The sequence below is a fragment of the Streptomyces sp. NPDC037083 genome (assembly GCF_055606485.1).
The window spans coordinates 237,008-251,469 of the sequence record NZ_JBVJSQ010000002.1 but is presented as its reverse complement, the minus strand read 5'-3'; the positions used below and the strand labels follow the sequence as shown (position 1 = coordinate 251,469).

Annotated in this window: 12 protein-coding genes and 1 tRNA gene; 7 read left to right on the top strand and 6 right to left on the bottom strand. The window is 71.1% G+C overall.

Annotated features, from left to right (window positions below; genetic code table 11):
* Nucleotides 1–23: 23 nt before the first annotated feature.
* Genes ACZ7DE_RS05950 through ACZ7DE_RS05940 form a run of 3 tightly spaced genes read left to right on the top strand, consistent with a single transcriptional unit; the run spans nucleotide 24 to nucleotide 4,671 of the window.
* Nucleotides 24–1,199 carry an HpcH/HpaI aldolase/citrate lyase family protein gene (locus ACZ7DE_RS05950; protein ID WP_470758472.1) on the top strand — a complete coding sequence of 392 codons (1,176 nt, stop codon included), beginning with the start codon at nucleotides 24–26 and terminating at the stop codon, nucleotides 1,197–1,199.
* Between the two features lie 26 nt (nucleotides 1,200–1,225).
* Nucleotides 1,226–3,862: a phosphoribosyltransferase gene (locus ACZ7DE_RS05945; RefSeq protein WP_470758470.1), complete on the top strand. Its 2,637-nt coding sequence runs from the start codon at nucleotides 1,226–1,228 to the stop codon at nucleotides 3,860–3,862.
* Nucleotides 3,862–4,671 (top strand): HAD family hydrolase, encoded by an 810-nt coding sequence (locus tag ACZ7DE_RS05940; RefSeq protein ID WP_470758468.1) that lies wholly within the window; start codon nucleotides 3,862–3,864, stop codon nucleotides 4,669–4,671. The genes ACZ7DE_RS05945 and ACZ7DE_RS05940 overlap by 1 nt, the downstream gene beginning before the upstream one ends.
* 48 nt (nucleotides 4,672–4,719) lie before the next feature.
* On the opposite strand, the gene ACZ7DE_RS05935 is transcribed toward ACZ7DE_RS05940, so the two are convergent.
* A complete protein-coding gene (locus ACZ7DE_RS05935) occupies nucleotides 4,720–4,944 on the bottom strand; it encodes an FmdB family zinc ribbon protein (protein WP_470758466.1) in 225 nt (74 codons plus the stop codon).
* Nucleotides 4,945–5,230: 286 nt separating this feature from the next.
* On the opposite strand from ACZ7DE_RS05935, the gene ACZ7DE_RS05930 reads away from it, so the two are divergent.
* From ACZ7DE_RS05930 to ACZ7DE_RS05920, 3 genes are all read left to right on the top strand, one after another.
* Nucleotides 5,231–7,435, top strand: coding sequence for a transglycosylase domain-containing protein (locus ACZ7DE_RS05930; protein ID WP_470758464.1), 2,205 nt, complete (start codon nucleotides 5,231–5,233; stop codon nucleotides 7,433–7,435).
* A gap of 49 nt (nucleotides 7,436–7,484) precedes the next feature.
* The gene (locus tag ACZ7DE_RS05925; protein ID WP_470758462.1) at nucleotides 7,485–8,771 is read left to right on the top strand and encodes a polysaccharide deacetylase family protein; all 1,287 of its coding nucleotides are present in this window, start codon (nucleotides 7,485–7,487) and stop codon (nucleotides 8,769–8,771) included.
* Nucleotides 8,772–8,909: 138 nt separating this feature from the next.
* Entirely contained in the window at nucleotides 8,910–10,064 is a 1,155-nt protein-coding gene (locus tag ACZ7DE_RS05920) for an amidase domain-containing protein (RefSeq protein ID WP_470758460.1), read from the top strand.
* On the opposite strand, the gene ACZ7DE_RS05915 is transcribed toward ACZ7DE_RS05920, so the two are convergent.
* The 3 genes from ACZ7DE_RS05915 to ACZ7DE_RS05905 form a co-directional block, all read right to left on the bottom strand.
* Nucleotides 10,052–10,633: a DUF4383 domain-containing protein gene (locus ACZ7DE_RS05915; RefSeq protein WP_470758458.1), complete on the bottom strand. Its 582-nt coding sequence runs from the start codon at nucleotides 10,631–10,633 to the stop codon at nucleotides 10,052–10,054. The genes ACZ7DE_RS05920 and ACZ7DE_RS05915 overlap by 13 nt on opposite strands.
* A gap of 81 nt (nucleotides 10,634–10,714) precedes the next feature.
* Nucleotides 10,715–12,088 (bottom strand): hypothetical protein, encoded by a 1,374-nt coding sequence (locus ACZ7DE_RS05910; protein WP_470758456.1) that lies wholly within the window; start codon nucleotides 12,086–12,088, stop codon nucleotides 10,715–10,717.
* Between the two features lie 74 nt (nucleotides 12,089–12,162).
* Nucleotides 12,163–12,936 (bottom strand): DUF4097 family beta strand repeat-containing protein, encoded by a 774-nt coding sequence (locus ACZ7DE_RS05905; RefSeq protein WP_470758454.1) that lies wholly within the window; start codon nucleotides 12,934–12,936, stop codon nucleotides 12,163–12,165.
* 157 nt (nucleotides 12,937–13,093) lie between these two features.
* Between ACZ7DE_RS05905 and ACZ7DE_RS05900 the strand changes: the two genes are divergently transcribed.
* Nucleotides 13,094–13,168, top strand: a tRNA-Val gene (locus tag ACZ7DE_RS05900).
* 57 nt (nucleotides 13,169–13,225) lie between these two features.
* On the opposite strand, the gene ACZ7DE_RS05895 is transcribed toward ACZ7DE_RS05900, so the two are convergent.
* Both ACZ7DE_RS05895 and ACZ7DE_RS05890 read right to left on the bottom strand, forming a co-directional pair.
* A complete protein-coding gene (locus ACZ7DE_RS05895) occupies nucleotides 13,226–13,600 on the bottom strand; it encodes a hypothetical protein (protein WP_470758452.1) in 375 nt (124 codons plus the stop codon).
* Nucleotides 13,601–13,705: 105 nt separating this feature from the next.
* Nucleotides 13,706–14,110, bottom strand: coding sequence for a thiol-disulfide oxidoreductase DCC family protein (locus tag ACZ7DE_RS05890; RefSeq protein ID WP_470758450.1), 405 nt, complete (start codon nucleotides 14,108–14,110; stop codon nucleotides 13,706–13,708).
* Nucleotides 14,111–14,462: the final 352 nt, after the last annotated feature.

The following is a 14,462-nucleotide window of genomic DNA, read 5'->3' as shown; positions in this document are numbered from 1 at the left end:
ACCTTGCATCACGGGGGAGATCTATGCGTCATTTCGGGCACCTTGCCCCTGAGGTGCGGCAACGTCTCTTCTACCGGGAGCCGTGCGTCTTCGACACCGGCTCCCCGGCCAGGCTGCTCTCCGCGGCCCTGGGCGCCACGCTCTACAGCCCGGCCACCCGGCCCCGGCTGGCGGACGACATCGTCAAGCAGACCGGGCGTGGCGTGGTGTCGATGGTGCTGTGCCTGGAGGACTCCATCGGCGACGAGGACGTCGCGGCCGGCGAGGAGAACCTCGTCCGGCAGTTCGCCGAGCTGGCGGCCCGCGGGACGGCGGAGGCGGGAGAGCTGCCGCTGCTGTTCATCAGGGTGCGCACGCCCGAACAGATCCCGGACCTCGTTCGGCGTCTGGGGGGCGCCGCCGAGCTGCTCAGCGGGTTCGTCTTCCCGAAGTTCACCGAGGAGCGGGGCATCCCCTTCCTGGAGGCCCTGTCGGGCGCCGAGGCGGCGAGCGGCCACCGGCTGTTCGGCATGCCCGTGCTGGAGACGCCCGAGCTGATGTACCGCGAGTCGCGGGTGGACGCGCTGGAGGGCATCGCCCGAGCCGTCGAGAAGTACCGCAGCAGGGTCCTCGCGCTGCGCCTGGGCGTGACCGACTTCTGCTCCTCGTACGGGCTGCGCAGGGCCCCCGACATGACCGCCTACGACGTCCAGATCGTCGCCTCCGTGATCGCCGACGTGGTGAACATGCTGGGGCGCGCCGACGGCACCGGGTTCACGGTGACCGGGCCGGTCTGGGAGTACTTCCGGGTACCCGAGCGCATGTTCAAGCCGATGTTGCGGCACAGCCCCTTCCTGGAGGGACAGGCCGTGGAGCTGCGCGAGAGACTGATCGAGCACGCGATGGACGGACTGCTGCGCGAGATCTCCCTCGACCACGCCAACGGTCTGCTCGGCAAGACCTGCATCCACCCCTCGCACGTGCCGGCCGTGCACGCGCTGTCCGTGGTCAGCCACGAGGAGTACAGCGACGCGGCGGACATCCTGCGGCCGGAACGCGGCGGCGGGGGTGTCCTGCGGTCCCAGTACACGAACAAGATGAACGAGGTGAAGCCGCACCGCGCCTGGGCCGAGCGCACCATGCTCCGCGCAGAGGTCTTCGGCGTCGCGCACGAGGACGTCAGCTTCGTCGACCTGCTCGCCGCCGGGATACCCGGCTGAACACCCACCTCATCACCAAGGGACGCATGAACAACGCAGTGAACAACGGGGACGACGGGATCTGGTCCGGCACATGGGTCGCCGAGCGGCTCGGTGTCGAACTCGTGGGCGACGACGCGCTCACGGACCTGCTGGGGCTGGCGCTGCGCCGCAACCCCAAGCGGGCGCATCTACTGGTCTCCCACGTGCTGGGCAAGCACGTGCCGCAGTCCCCGTCCGTCGTGCACGGCCACGGTTTCGCCCTGGGCCGCCGGGTGCGCGAGCTCCTCGGCGCGCAGGAGGCCGCCGAGGCGGTCGTCCTGGGCTACGCGGAGACCGCCACCGGGCTCGGCCACTGCGTCGCCGACGGCCTCGGCGCCGCGCCCTACCTGCACTCCACCCGCCGCCCGGTCGCGGGCGTGCCCACGGCGGGCGGCTTCGAGGAGTCCCACTCCCACGCCACCTCCCACCTGCTGCTCCCGGAGGACCCGTCGCTGCTGGTCGGGGACGGCCCGCTGGTCCTCGTCGACGACGAGTTCTCCACCGGCAACACGGTCCTGAACACCATCCGGGCCCTGCACGAGCGGTATCCGCGACCGCGGTACGTCGTCGTGGCGCTGGTCGACATGCGCTCGGCGGCGGACGCGGGCCGGCTGGAGGAGTTCGCCCGCGAGATCGGGGCCCGCGTGGACCTGGTCGCCACCGCCTCGGGCGCCGTACGGCTGCCCGAGGGGGTGCTGGAGAAGGGCCAGGAGCTGGTGGCGCGGTACGAGGCCGAGGCCGCCGCGAGCGGTGACCGCTCGTCCGCGGGCTCTTCGGAGCCGGTCGCGCAGCTCCCCGGGCACCCGAAGCAGGGCGTCGACGTCGAAGCCGACCTGAGGCTGGACCTCCCAGGCGCGCGGGGAACTGCGCGACCAGCCACAGCGGAGCCGCACCCGGAAGAGGACCGCACCCGGGAGACGCAGCCGCCCGGTCACCTCACCCGTGTCGACCTGCCCTGGCCCCGCAGCCTTCCCGACGGTGGCCGGCACGGCTTCACGCCCGGCCACCGGGCCCGGCTGGAGGCCGCTCTCCCCGCCCTGACGGCCCGCCTCGCCGAGGCGATACCCGAGGAGGCCCGCCGCGTCCTCGTCCTGGGCTTCGAGGAGCTGATGTACGCGCCCCTGCGCCTCGCCCAGCAGCTGGAGCGGAGCGTCCCCGCCGAGGTGCGCTACTCGACCACCACCCGCTCGCCCGTCCTCGCGGTCGACGACCCGGGCTACGCGATCCGCAGCCGAATCGTTTTCCCGGCCCACGACGACCCGGCCGACGGCCCCGGCGAGCGCTATGCCTATAACGTCGCGGGCGGAGGCTTCGACGCCGTCGTCGCCGTCGTGGACTCCGTGGCCGACACCCCGGAGCTGCACGCCCCGGGCGGCCTCCTTTCCCAGCTCGCCGCGCACACTGCGCACGTGGTCCTCGCGGTCGTGCCCTCCTACGTCCCCGAGCCGCTGTACGCAGCCGCCCTGCCTGAAGAGAGACCCGCCATGCTGCCCGAGCCCCTCCGCGGCCCCGCCTTCTCCTCGTACGCGCCCGAGGAGGTCGGCTGGCTGCTCCAGGACCTCTCGGACGTGACGCTGGAGGCGCCGACCGAGGAGCGGGAGGAGGCCATCCAGAGCGGCGGCGCGCACTACGCCGAGTCGCTGCCCGTCGAGTACCAGCCCAGCGAGCAGTACCAGGAGCTGTTCCACGCGGCCCTGGAGACCTCGGCGGCGCGCATCGCGCAGGCCGTGGGCGTGGTCACGGAGACCGTGATCGCGGAACGGTCCCCCCGGCCCGTCCTCGTCTCGCTCGCCCGGGCCGGCACCCCCGTCGGCGTGCTGATGCGGCGCTGGGCGCAGTTCCGGCACGGTCTCGAGCTGCCGCACTACGCCGTGTCGATCGTGCGCGGCCGGGGCATCGACGCCAACGCGCTGCGCTGGCTGGCCGCCCATCACGACCCGAGGGACGTCGTCTTCGTCGACGGCTGGACCGGCAAGGGCGCGATCACCCGGGAACTGGCCACGGCGATCGAGGAGTTCGAGGCGGCCGGCGGCGCGGCCGGCTTCGACCCGGAGATCGCGGTGCTGGCCGACCCGGGCTCGTGCGTGCGCACGTACGGCACCCGCGAGGACTTCCTCATCCCGTCCGCCTGCCTCAACTCGACCGTCTCGGGGCTCGTCTCGCGGACCGTCCTGCGCGCCGACCTGGTCGGGCCGGACGACTTCCACGGCGCGAAGTTCTACCGCGAGCTCGCCGGCGCGGACGTCTCGGCGGACTTCCTGGACGCCGTGGCCGCCCGCTTCCCGGAGGTCGCCGAGGCCGTCGACGGCGCGGTCAAGGAGCTGCTGGCCGGCGACCGCACGCCGAGCTGGGAGGGCTGGGCCGCGGTCGAGCGGATCAGCGAGGAGTACGGCATCCACGACGTGAACCTGGTCAAGCCGGGCGTCGGCGAGACCACCCGGGTGCTGCTGCGCCGGGTGCCGTGGAAGATCCTGGCGCGGGCCGGGGCGGGCGCCGACCTGGACCACGTACGGCTGCTCGCGGAACACAGGGGGGTCCCCGTCGAGGAGGTCGGCGACCTGCCGTACACCTGCGTCGGGCTGATCCACCCGCAGTACACCCGCGGCGCGACCGGCGCCGACGGCAAGGCGGTGGCGGTCTGATGCCGGTTCTGGTGGCGAGCGATCTCGACCGTACGCTCATCTACTCGGCGGCCGCCCTGGCGCTGACCATGCCGGACGCGCGGGCGCCGAGGCTGCTGTGCGTGGAGGTGCACGAGGCGAGGCCGCTGTCGTTCATGACCGAGACGGCGGCGCAACTGCTCACCGACCTCGGGGACACGGCGGTGTTCGTGCCGACGACCACCCGTACGCGCAAGCAGTACCAGCGCATCAACCTCCCCGGCCCGCCGCCGAAGTACGCGATCTGCGCCAACGGCGGCCATCTCCTGGTCGACGGGGCGACCGACCAGGACTGGCACGGCTCCGTGCTCGCGCGGCTGGCCGACGAGTGCGCGCCCCTCGCGGAGGTGCAGGAGCACCTCACCAGGACGGCGGACCCGCTCTGGCTGCGCAAGCAGCGGATCGCCGAGGACCTCTTCGCCTACCTGGTCGTGGAGCGTGAGCTGCTGCCCGAGGAATGGGTGAAGGAGTTCGCGGCCTGGGCGGAGAACCGTGGCTGGACGGTGTCGCTGCAGGGCCGCAAGATCTACGCGGTGCCGAAGCCGCTGACCAAGAGCGCGGCCGTGCGCGAGGTGGTCCGCCGCACCGGCGCCGACCTGACGCTGGCGGCCGGCGACTCGCTGCTCGACGCCGACCTGCTGCTGGTCGCGGACCGCGGCTGGCGTCCGGGGCACGGCGAGCTCGCCGACGCGGCCTGGACGGCTCCGGAGATCACCGCCCTGCCCGAGCGGGGCGTGCTGGCCGGCGAGCGCATCCTGCGGGAGTTCCTGAGGGGCTCCCGGATCAGGTAGCGGCAGGCCGGCCGGGGGCGCGGCCGGCGGCGGCCCCGGCCGGCCCCGTCAGCCGCAGCAGCCGCCTCCGCAGCAGCCGCCTCCGCCCCCGCCCCCGCCGCCCGTCCTGGGCGCGGGGGCGGACGTCGTGCCGCCCACCGCCACGGTTGAGAGAAGCTTCACTGTGTCGCCGTGGCCCGCGGGGCAGTCGGCGGGGTCGGCCGACTGCGCCATGGGACGGCTCAGTTCAAAGGTGTCGCCGCAGGTCCGGCAGCGGTACTCGTAGCGAGGCATGCCGTCAGACTAAGGCCCTATGCTCGGTCGTGGCGTCAGCAGTTTGACCTCTGGTCACTTCTGTCGATTTGTTATGTGGAGAATTTGCGAAGGGCGCTGGTAATTTGGGTGCGCCGCGTCGAACCCCGAGGTCGGAGGGGTGTCAAAGATTGCGGCCGCGTCAACGGCAACCATGTCAGGCCCTCGTAAGTCTGTACGTCTGCCTGCGAGCAATACGGAGTGCGGAGGGAGACGCGCAGTGACTCAGGCGGGGCAGGGGGAGGAGCCCCAAGAGCCGGATGCCACCATGCAGTTGAAGGTTCCTGCCTCTTTCAAGGCGGACGAGACCATGCAGCTGCGGGTGTCGGACATACCGGCGCCACCGGATGCGTCCGACGAGAGCGCCGACGGGAAAGCGCGTTCTTCGAAGAATCGGCGTAAAGCTCCCCGCCCGTCCCTCTTTGTCCGCGTTTCTGCCTTTCTGGGTCCCCGGCTGGCTCCGCTCATCGCCTTTCTGACGCCGTATGTGGCTCGTGTCACTCCGTATGTCCGCAAACTGCGACCGCAGTACCCGCGCCCCGGGCGCACCGACTGGCGGCGCTGGATACCCTCCTGGCGCCAGTGCCTCGGCGGGGTCCTGGCGTCCATAGGCCTGAGCAGCGTGTTCCTGGTCGTCGCCTACGCGGCCACGGACATCCCGGACAACCTCAACACGTACGCCACCCAGCAGGACAACGTGTACTTCTGGGCCGACGGGACGCCGATGGCCCGCACCGGCTGGGTGCAGCGACAGGCGATGCCGCTGAAGGACATCCCCGAGGACGTCCGCTGGGCGGTGCTCTCCGCCGAGAACGCCAGCTTCTACAGCGACCCCGGCATCTCCTTCAAGGGCATCAGCCGCGCCCTGTTCCGCACGATCGGCCAGGGCGACACCCAGGGCGGCTCGACGATCACCCAGCAGTACGTGAAGAACGTCTACCTCAACCAGAGCCAGACCGTCAGCCGCAAGTTCACCGAGGCGATGATCGCCCTCAAGCTCGACAACCAGATGAGCAAGGACGACATCCTCGAGGGCTACCTCAACACCAGCTGGTTCGGCCGCGGCACCTACGGCATCCAGCGCGCCGCCCAGGCCTACTACGGCAAGGACGTCGGCGAGCTCAACGCCAGCGAGGCCGCGTTCCTCGCCTCCCTCCTCAAGGGCGCGGGCCTGTACGACCCCACGCTCAGCGCGGCCAACCGCGCCCGGGCCGTCGAGCGCTGGTCGTGGACCCTGGACCGGATGGTCGAGCTCGGCAAGCTGTCGAAGGCGGAGCGCGCCAAGTACACGAAGTTCCCCGAGCCGCTCAAGTCCAACCCGCTGTACGACACCGGTGAGCAGAGCGACTACCTGGTGGAACTCGCCTCCCAGTACGCCAAGAAGGCCGGGAAGATCTCCGACAAGGACTTCGACCTCGGCGGCTACCAGATCTACACGACCTTCGACAAGAACCGTGAGGCCCAGCTCACCGACGCCGTCACCAAGGCCCGCAAGAAGGCCCTCAAGGACGACCCGAAGACCGCCAAGGACGCCCACTACGGCGCCTCCTCGGTGGCCTCCGACGGACGGATCCTCGCCGTCTACGGCGGCCCCGACCACCGTACGCAGGGCTTCAACGAGTCCAACGCCACCACCGTCCCCGCCGGGTCCGCCTTCCAGCCGTTCGTCTACGCGGCCGGCCTGGAGCACGGCATCCACAAGACCCGCGACGGCGACAGCGAAACCGTCACCGGGGAGACCCTCTACAACGGCGACAACCTGGTGCCGGTGACCACGCCCGAGGGGCCCTACTGGGACCGCAGCGGCAGGAAGGCGGCCGCCAAGAACGACGGCGGCAAATCCTACGGGCAGATCTCCCTGCACCGGGCGCTGGAGCTGTCGGTGAACACCCCGTTCATGCAGCTCGGCATGGACACCGGACTGGACCTGGTGCGCGACACCGCCGAGAAGTCCGGGCTGCTCCCCTCCAGCTTCGGGGCGCAGGTGCCCGCGCTGTCCACGGGCAGCGCCACGCCCAGCGCGATCCGCATGGCGAGCGGCTACTCCACCTTCGCCGCCGGCGGCAAGCACACCGAGCCCTACTCGGTGCGCCTCATCACCAAGAACGGCACCAAGATCCCCCTGGACACCCCCACCGCGAGCCGTGCGTTCGGCGCCGACGTGGCCGAGGAGGTCAACTCCGCGCTCGCGGACTCCTTCAGCACCGCCCACCCGGACGACGTGCCCTCCTCGCAGCGGGAGGCGAGCCGCACCGGCTCGCTCGGCCAGGTGGCCGGGAAGGCCGGCACCAACCAGAGCGACACCGCCGCCTGGTACGTCGGCACGGCCAAGACCGTGTCCACGGCGGTCGTCGTCTACCGCATCGACCTCACCAAGAGCCTCGAGCCGCTTCCACTGAAGGGCGTCGCCGGCACGGCCGACGACAGCGTCCCCTACGGCATCTGGTCAGGTGCCATGAGCCCGCTCGGCTGACCACCGAACCGGGCACCCGCGCCCCCGAACCCCGGAGAATGAGCTGCACATGAAGTCACCGTCGGGCCGCCGCCGCAAGGCCCCGGCAACAACGCGCCACCCCGCTGCCACGCACCCGGGGTTCCTGACGCTGGCGGCGCTCCTCGTCGTCGCGTCCCTGGTGGCCGGCTACATGGTGCTCAACCGCAACGCCAACACCCAGCCGACCGCGTCCGCGGGGGACAGCAGGAAGGCTTCCGCGGGGGCCGCCAAGGAGCCGAAGTGGGACGGCAAGACCCACGTTCTGGGGGACGGCTCCACCTCGTACACCGGGCCGCAGACGGGCCAGTTGAAGCCGGTCCCGCTCAAGCCCGGTGAGAAGCCCCCGCAGTTCGTGGTCTTCTCCTGGGACGGCGCGCTCATGGGCGACGACGGCCTCTTCGAGCACTACCGGAAGATGGGCGAGCAGTACAACGCCAACATGACCTTCTTCCTCACCGGCATCTACCTGCTGCCCAAGAGCAAGAAGGACCTGTACGCGCCGCCGCAGCACCCCAAGGGATCCGCCGCGATCAGCTTCCCCACCGACGATCACATCCGCACCACGCTGGAGCAGCTCGGCGAGGCGTGGAAAGAGGGCAACGAGATCGGCACCCACTTCAACGGCCACTTCTGCGGAGCCAAGGGCGGCGGCTACTGGAGCGTCGACGAGTGGAAGAGCGAGATCGACCAGTTCTACGCGTTCGGTGAGAAGTGGAAGACCAACACGGGCTACAAGGACATGGCCCCGCTGCCCTTCGACTTCAAGAAGGAGGTCACCGGGGGCCGGGCGCCGTGCCTGGAGGGCCAGGCCAACCTTCTGAAGGCCGCCAAGAGCTACGGCTGGCGCTACGACGCCAGCTCCTCGGGCGACTTCCAGATCTGGCCCGCCAAGAAGAACGGCCTGTGGGACTTCCCCCTGCAGGCGCTCCCCTACGACGGCGGCAAGTACCAGGGCCTGTCCATGGACTTCAACTTCCTGGCCAACCAGTCCGACGGCCAGCCCGAGGGCGACCCCGCCAAGTACCCCGAGTGGGAGCAGCAGACCCTCGACGCCTACATGGCCGGCTTCAACCGCGTCTACTACGGCAGCCGGGCCCCGCTGTTCATCGGCAACCACTTCGAGGAGTGGAACGGCGGCATCTACATGAAGGCCGTCGACCAGGTCATCGAGAACGTGTGCACAAAGAAGGACGTCAAGTGCGTGTCCTTCAAGGAGTTGGCCGACTGGATGGACGTGCAGTCGCCGGCCACGCTGGAGCGGCTGCGCAGCCTGGACCCGGCGCAGAATCCCGACTGGTCGACAGTCGTGAAGTGACCTGTCCGGGGGCGGTGGTGACGTAACCAAACCTCAACCACAACCCCCTTCACAAGAGCCACACACCCCGTGCAAAGATGCCCTCCTCGGCATCCGTCCGCCGGGGCAAGAGGGGAAACACCAGTGAAGTCAAGGAAATTGAGCGGCACGCGCCGCCGCGTCACGATACTCGGGGCAGCCGCGACCTCGGTCGTCGCCGGAGTCGCTCTGCTGCCCAACTGGTCCGCGGGCGCCGCGGTCGTCGACGACCCCACGGTCGACGCGCGGACCAAGGCCACCTTCCAGCGGCTCGCGGACGCGGTCTTCACCGACCGCACGGACGCGCTGGTCACCGGCGCGCAGGGCGACCGGGACAAGCCGCTGACCAACGGCTTCTCCGGCGACGTCAAGCTGTCCTCCGGCACGGCCCGCACCGAGGACGCCACCCTGTCCTCGCTGGGGCAGCGCAAGGACAAGCTGGCGAAGGCCGGCGAGAAGTACAGCAAGGCCGCAACCACCGTCACTCTCGACGCCACCCGCGTGACGGGCCGCACGGCGAAGGCCGCGGTCACCGAGACCACGACCCTGACCTACGCGCAGGCTCGCGGCGGCGCGCCGAGGACCACCGGGTTCCAGGCCAAGCACGAGCTGACGTTCAAGGCCGACCGACAGGGCAACTGGCAGCTCACCACCATCAGGGACACCGACCAGGGTGGCCTCGCGGTGAACACGCTGTCCAAGCCGGTCTCCGTCAAGACGACCACGGCCGACGACACCATGCCGAACGCCCCGCGCGCGGCGACCACCCGCAACCCGGCCGCCGCCCCGAAGACCGGCACCGCCTACGACTACAAGGCGATGGCGGCCTACGCCGAGAAGTACGTGTACACGTACAACAAGGACTACCCGGACTTCAACAACCACACCGCGGGCGGCGACTGCACCAACTTCGTCAGCCAGTCCCTGAAGGCCGGCGGCTGGAAGCACGTGCCGGGCTACGTGTACGACTACACCAAGTGGTTCGGCAACGCCGACATCCAGTCGGACTCGTTCGTCGGCGTCAACGAGTGGTCCTGGTTCGCGCAGAACTCCAAGCGCACCACCCCGCTCGCCAACGTGTACCAGCTGGAGGTCGGCGACGTCCTCCAGATGGACTTCGACCGCGACGGGTCCAAGGACCACACGATGATCGTCACCGCCAAGAGCAACGGCGTGCCGTACGTGACGTACCACTCCAACAACACCCTGCGCAGGTCGGTCTCGAGCCTCGTCTCGTCGTACCCGACCGCGTACTTCTACGCCTACCGCACCTGATCGGACGACGGGGGCGACGCGGGAGGCCGGTTCTCCCCGAGCTCCCGGCGGCGGTCCTGCTGCTCCGCGAGGTCGGGGTGGCGGGATCGCCAGTAGGGGTTGTCGTGCGGCAGGGCAGACCCCACCCTGCCGTACATCCCGAAGACCATCAGCAGGATCCCGATCACGAAGCTGAGCATGCAGTTCTGGATCTCGAAGGCCAGGAAGTTGTAGTCCGTCTCCAGCAGGGCCATGTTCAGGAAGCCGCTGAGGATGAACAGGACGCCGAGGGTCATGTTGAGCGTGGACGCGAAGTTCCCGCCGATCACCATGCCCACGAAGAGCAGCAGCCCGACGGCCACCGACAGCCAGCTGAGCGCGCCGTTGGTGTTGAGGCTCCACACCTCGTCCCCGCCGGTGTCGAAGAAGCCGATCTTGTCGATGACGCCGAAGATCCCGAAGACGAGCAGACCCAGCCCCATGAGCCCGGCGCCGATCCGGTAGACCCGGTTCAGCCGGTGGTCGAGGGGCAGATGGTCGTCGAACCTGATCCGCCGCCTCGGTCCGGAGCGCACTGCGTGTGTCGCCATCGTCGCCTCCCGATGGGTGAGACATGCCGACGAAAGGCCGTACCCACCTCAATATCCGCCGGTCGGGCGCGGCGGGCAACGTCAGTGCCCGGTGCCGCGCTCCCCACGGATGCGGGAGACCACGTCGGCCACCGCCCGGCGCACGGCCTCCGTCTCGGTGAGGAAGTGCCAGTAGTCGGGGTGCCGGCCCTCGAGCGTGCCGATCGCCCGCTCCAGCCGGGCCACCGAGTCGTCCAGCGGGCGCGCGTGCCGTGGGTCGGGCGTGTTGCGGCCCGCCATGGCCAGCCGCTGGGCGTCCCGTATCGCGAACCTGGTCCGGTCGATCTCCGCCTGCGGGTCCTTCTGGACGGCGTTCAGCCTGGTCAGCCTGTCGCCGGCGGCCGAGACCGCTTCGTCCGTGGTGTTCAGCAGGGCCCGCGCCGTCGACAGCAGCGCGGTGGCGTCAGGCCAGGCCTGTGCGTCCCGCGCGGTCTGCGCCTCCTTCAGCTTCTCCTCGGCCTGCCGGACGTGCTCACCGGCCTGGTCGGGGACGTGCTGGAGGTCCTGCCAGCAGGCCGCCGAGAACCGCCGCCGCAGCTCGCTCAGGATCGGCTCCACCTGTCCCGATCGGGTCGTCAGCGCCTGTGCGCGGGTGCGCAGCGACACGAGCCGGTGGTCGATCTCGGCGGCCCGCTCCGGCAGCCGCTCGGCCTCCACCCGGACCGCCTCGGCCTCCCGTGAGACCCGCTCCGCCCGCTCCAGTGTGTGCGGCACCCCGTGCCGGCCCGCACCCTCGTTGAGCTTGGTCAGCTCGGGCGCGAGGGCCGCGAGCCGCGCCGCGAGATCGTCCGCCCGCAGCCCGCTGTCGCGCACGGCGTCCAGCGCGTTCGACGCCGCCAGCAGGGTCTGCCGGGCCCGTTCCACGGCGGGCGCCAGGCGGGCCAGCTGGGTCTCGGCCTTGCCGAGCAGCGGTCCGAGCCCCTCGGCGAACCGGTCCAGTTCCTGCTTGACGCGCCCCAACTCGTCCTTGGCGCGCGTCAGCTCGGTGCGGGCCTGCGCGGCCGCGGAGGCCTCCAGGTCGTCGCGGTCGAGGTCGTGGGCGTCGACCGCGTCGATGTACTGGTGGCTGGCCTCGTCGATGCGCCGGCCGACGGCCTCGAAGTCGGCGACCGCGCGGCGGGCGGCCGGGGAGTCGTCCACGGCCCTGATCGTCTCGATCGAGATGCGCAGGTCGCGCTGGGCGCTGTCGAGTTCGTAGAACGCGGCCGCCGCCGCGTCCTTCGCGGCCTGGGCCTCGGCCCGCTGCCCCTCCGCCCGCCCCCCGAACCAGCGGCGGGTGCCGCCGCCGGCGAACGCGGCGGGCAGTGCGAGGGCGAGCACGACGGGGAGGGCGACGAGGGTGAGGCAGTCGCTCAGGGCGCGGGCCCGTGCACGCGGCTTCGACGGCGAATACGGCTGCGATGGTGTCGCCGTCACATCCCTCTCCCGTGCTGTGATCCGCCCTGCCCGGTGTCATTCTCCCACCGGTTAAGGACGAACACACGGGCCCGTTAGTTCGCGTTCCTCACGGTGACTTTGCCGTCAGCCGTGTGCGCACTCACGACGTGCCCGCTGGACTCGTCCCGGGGCACGGACACCTCCACCCCGCCGTCGTCGGTCTTCGTCGTCACCCGGTACGTCGCCCGGGGCAGCGCGATCGTCACGGACCCGTCCTCGCTGACCGACTCCACCCGGTCCGGGACGGCGCTCAGGTCGAGGCGCACCGAGCCGTCCTCGGTACGGGTGCGCACCGAGCGCGAGGAGACCTCGGCGCGCACGGAACCGTCCTCGGTGCGCAGGTCCAGCGGCCCGCTGGAGTCGGTGACGTGCACGGAACCGTCCTCGGCGTGCACGCTCAGCGCGTCCCGGAAACCCTGCGCCCGGACGCTGCCGTCGTCGTCCTCGACCTTCACGGCGACGCCCCGGGGCACCTCGATGCGGTGCCCGGCGGAGCAGTCGGAGACCACGCCGGAGCAGTGCATCCGCAGCGTCAGCCGGTCGTCCTTCATCGACCAGGTCGCCTTCGGGTCCTCGCCCAGGGTGACCGACCCCTGGAACCACCGGGTGACGTCGACCGTGCCCGTGCCGGTCGCGTCCGAGGCGACGATCTCGAGCGCCGAGTCGTCGGAGTCGATCGTGAGGGTGCGGCCCTCCAGGGCGAAGGAGCGGTGGTCGGGGTGTTCGTCGTCGGCGGCGGAGGCGCCGCAGCCGGTCGCGTCGGCGGCGAGGGCCACGACGACCGCGGTGACGAGGACCGCGCGGGCGGAAAGGGTCGTACGGGCCATGGTGATCTCCCCCTGGGCTGCTTGGCGATGCCTCTCCGACACTAGGGAGACGCGGCCGCGGGGACGATCCGGCACACTCCCGGACGAGGGGTGGGGACAACCCCCGACAGGGTTTGCGGGACACGGCCCCCGGCAATGTAGGCTGTCGACTCGTCCTGGGTGCGTAGCTCAGGGGTAGAGCGCCTGCCTTACAAGCAGGATGTCGGCGGTTCGAAACCGTCCGCGCCCACCAGGAGAGCGCAAGGGCCCCCGGAGAGATCCGGGGGCCCTTCCGCGTGTCGCGCCGTCTCTAGCCGGCGTTCCCGCCCCTGTCGCCGCCCTCGTCCCCGTCCTCCGGCGGGGTGCCGTGGGCGTGCTTGAGGTTCATGCGGGCGTCCACCCGGTCGGCGGCCGCGACCTCCGCCCAGAAGCGGTGGCAGGTCACGAAGACCGCGAGTTCGTGCTCCCTGCGCCGCAGCTTCTCCACCTCGGCCTGCTCGTCGGCCGTCCAGCCGGGGGATGCGGGACGTTCGGCCTTGCGCCAGCCGCCGTCGTCGCTGAAGCCGTCCAGGGGCTCCACCGACCAGGGAAGTCGCTTCAGCAGGGCCGACAGCTCGGCCCGGACCTGATGCAGCTCCTCCTGACCGGCGCGCAGGTCGCTGGGAAAGTCATAGGTCTTAGCCACGCGCCAATGGTACGCCTGTTCGAATTTGAGTAGCGAGCTCCTTTGGGGTGTTCGTGTGAACGTGTGTTCGATAACCGGCGCTTGTGCGGGGGCGCCCGGGAGACCTCACCGGCCGGCCGGCGGCACGGCGCACGCGGGGCTGCCGCCGGGCAGCCGGTGGCGGTTGCGGGACACCCAGCGGTAGGCCGGGCGGGCGCAGCCGCGGACGACCGGCAGCCGCAGGACGGCCGCCGCCACCCGGTATGCGGCGGACGGCGAGGTGCCCAGCCAGCGGGCCAGCGCGTCCGCCCCGCCCGCGAGGACGGCGTCGCCGCGCAGCAACAGGACCTCCCGGTCGAGGCGCGCGAGGTGCGGTGCGGTCGACCCGGCGGGCAGGAACTGCCACGGAACCGCTTCCAGCGTCGGTGCGGCCAGGGACCGGATGAGGTCCACGGAGGACTGGCAGAAGCCGCAGTCGCCGTCGTAGGCGAGTACGGGCCGTGGCGCCGAGCGTGCTCCGGGGTGGGTCACGACGTCTCCGTCCACTGTTCGGGCAGCGCCTCTCTTCCAGTGACCGGTCATCGTCTCCTCGACTCTCCTGGGTGGGCGGGCGTGAGGGGGGCGGTCGCCGCCGGTCAGGCCGCATTGTCCGCCGGGGCCCTGCGCGGAGGGATCGCTTCCGGCCACCCCGGCCGGGCCCCCGTCGGCAGGGGCCCCTTCGGCCGGACCTCCTCCGGGCGGGCCGCGGGAGAGGAGACGAACCGCGCGGGCCGCACGAGCGCCCCCGCCCCGGCATCGGCCGCCGCCGATGTCGGACCCCGGTCCCGGGTTCACGCTGCTGGGTCAGCCGACTTCGAGTACCCGAAGGGGAACTGGATCAGAT

Bases quoted from the DNA above. Each gene is read 5' to 3' on its own strand.
- ACZ7DE_RS05950 (WP_470758472.1), top strand. From the start codon at position 24: ATGCGTCATTTCGGGCACCTTGCCCCTGAGGTGCGGCAACGTCTCTTC.
- ACZ7DE_RS05945 (WP_470758470.1), top strand. From the start codon at position 1,226: ATGAACAACGCAGTGAACAACGGGGACGACGGGATCTGGTCCGGCACA.
- ACZ7DE_RS05940 (WP_470758468.1), top strand. From the start codon at position 3,862: ATGCCGGTTCTGGTGGCGAGCGATCTCGACCGTACGCTCATCTACTCG.
- ACZ7DE_RS05935 (WP_470758466.1), bottom strand. From the start codon at position 4,944: ATGCCTCGCTACGAGTACCGCTGCCGGACCTGCGGCGACACCTTTGAA.
- ACZ7DE_RS05930 (WP_470758464.1), top strand. From the start codon at position 5,231: ATGCAGTTGAAGGTTCCTGCCTCTTTCAAGGCGGACGAGACCATGCAG.
- ACZ7DE_RS05925 (WP_470758462.1), top strand. From the start codon at position 7,485: ATGAAGTCACCGTCGGGCCGCCGCCGCAAGGCCCCGGCAACAACGCGC.
- ACZ7DE_RS05915 (WP_470758458.1), bottom strand. From the start codon at position 10,633: ATGGCGACACACGCAGTGCGCTCCGGACCGAGGCGGCGGATCAGGTTC.
- ACZ7DE_RS05905 (WP_470758454.1), bottom strand. From the start codon at position 12,936: ATGGCCCGTACGACCCTTTCCGCCCGCGCGGTCCTCGTCACCGCGGTC.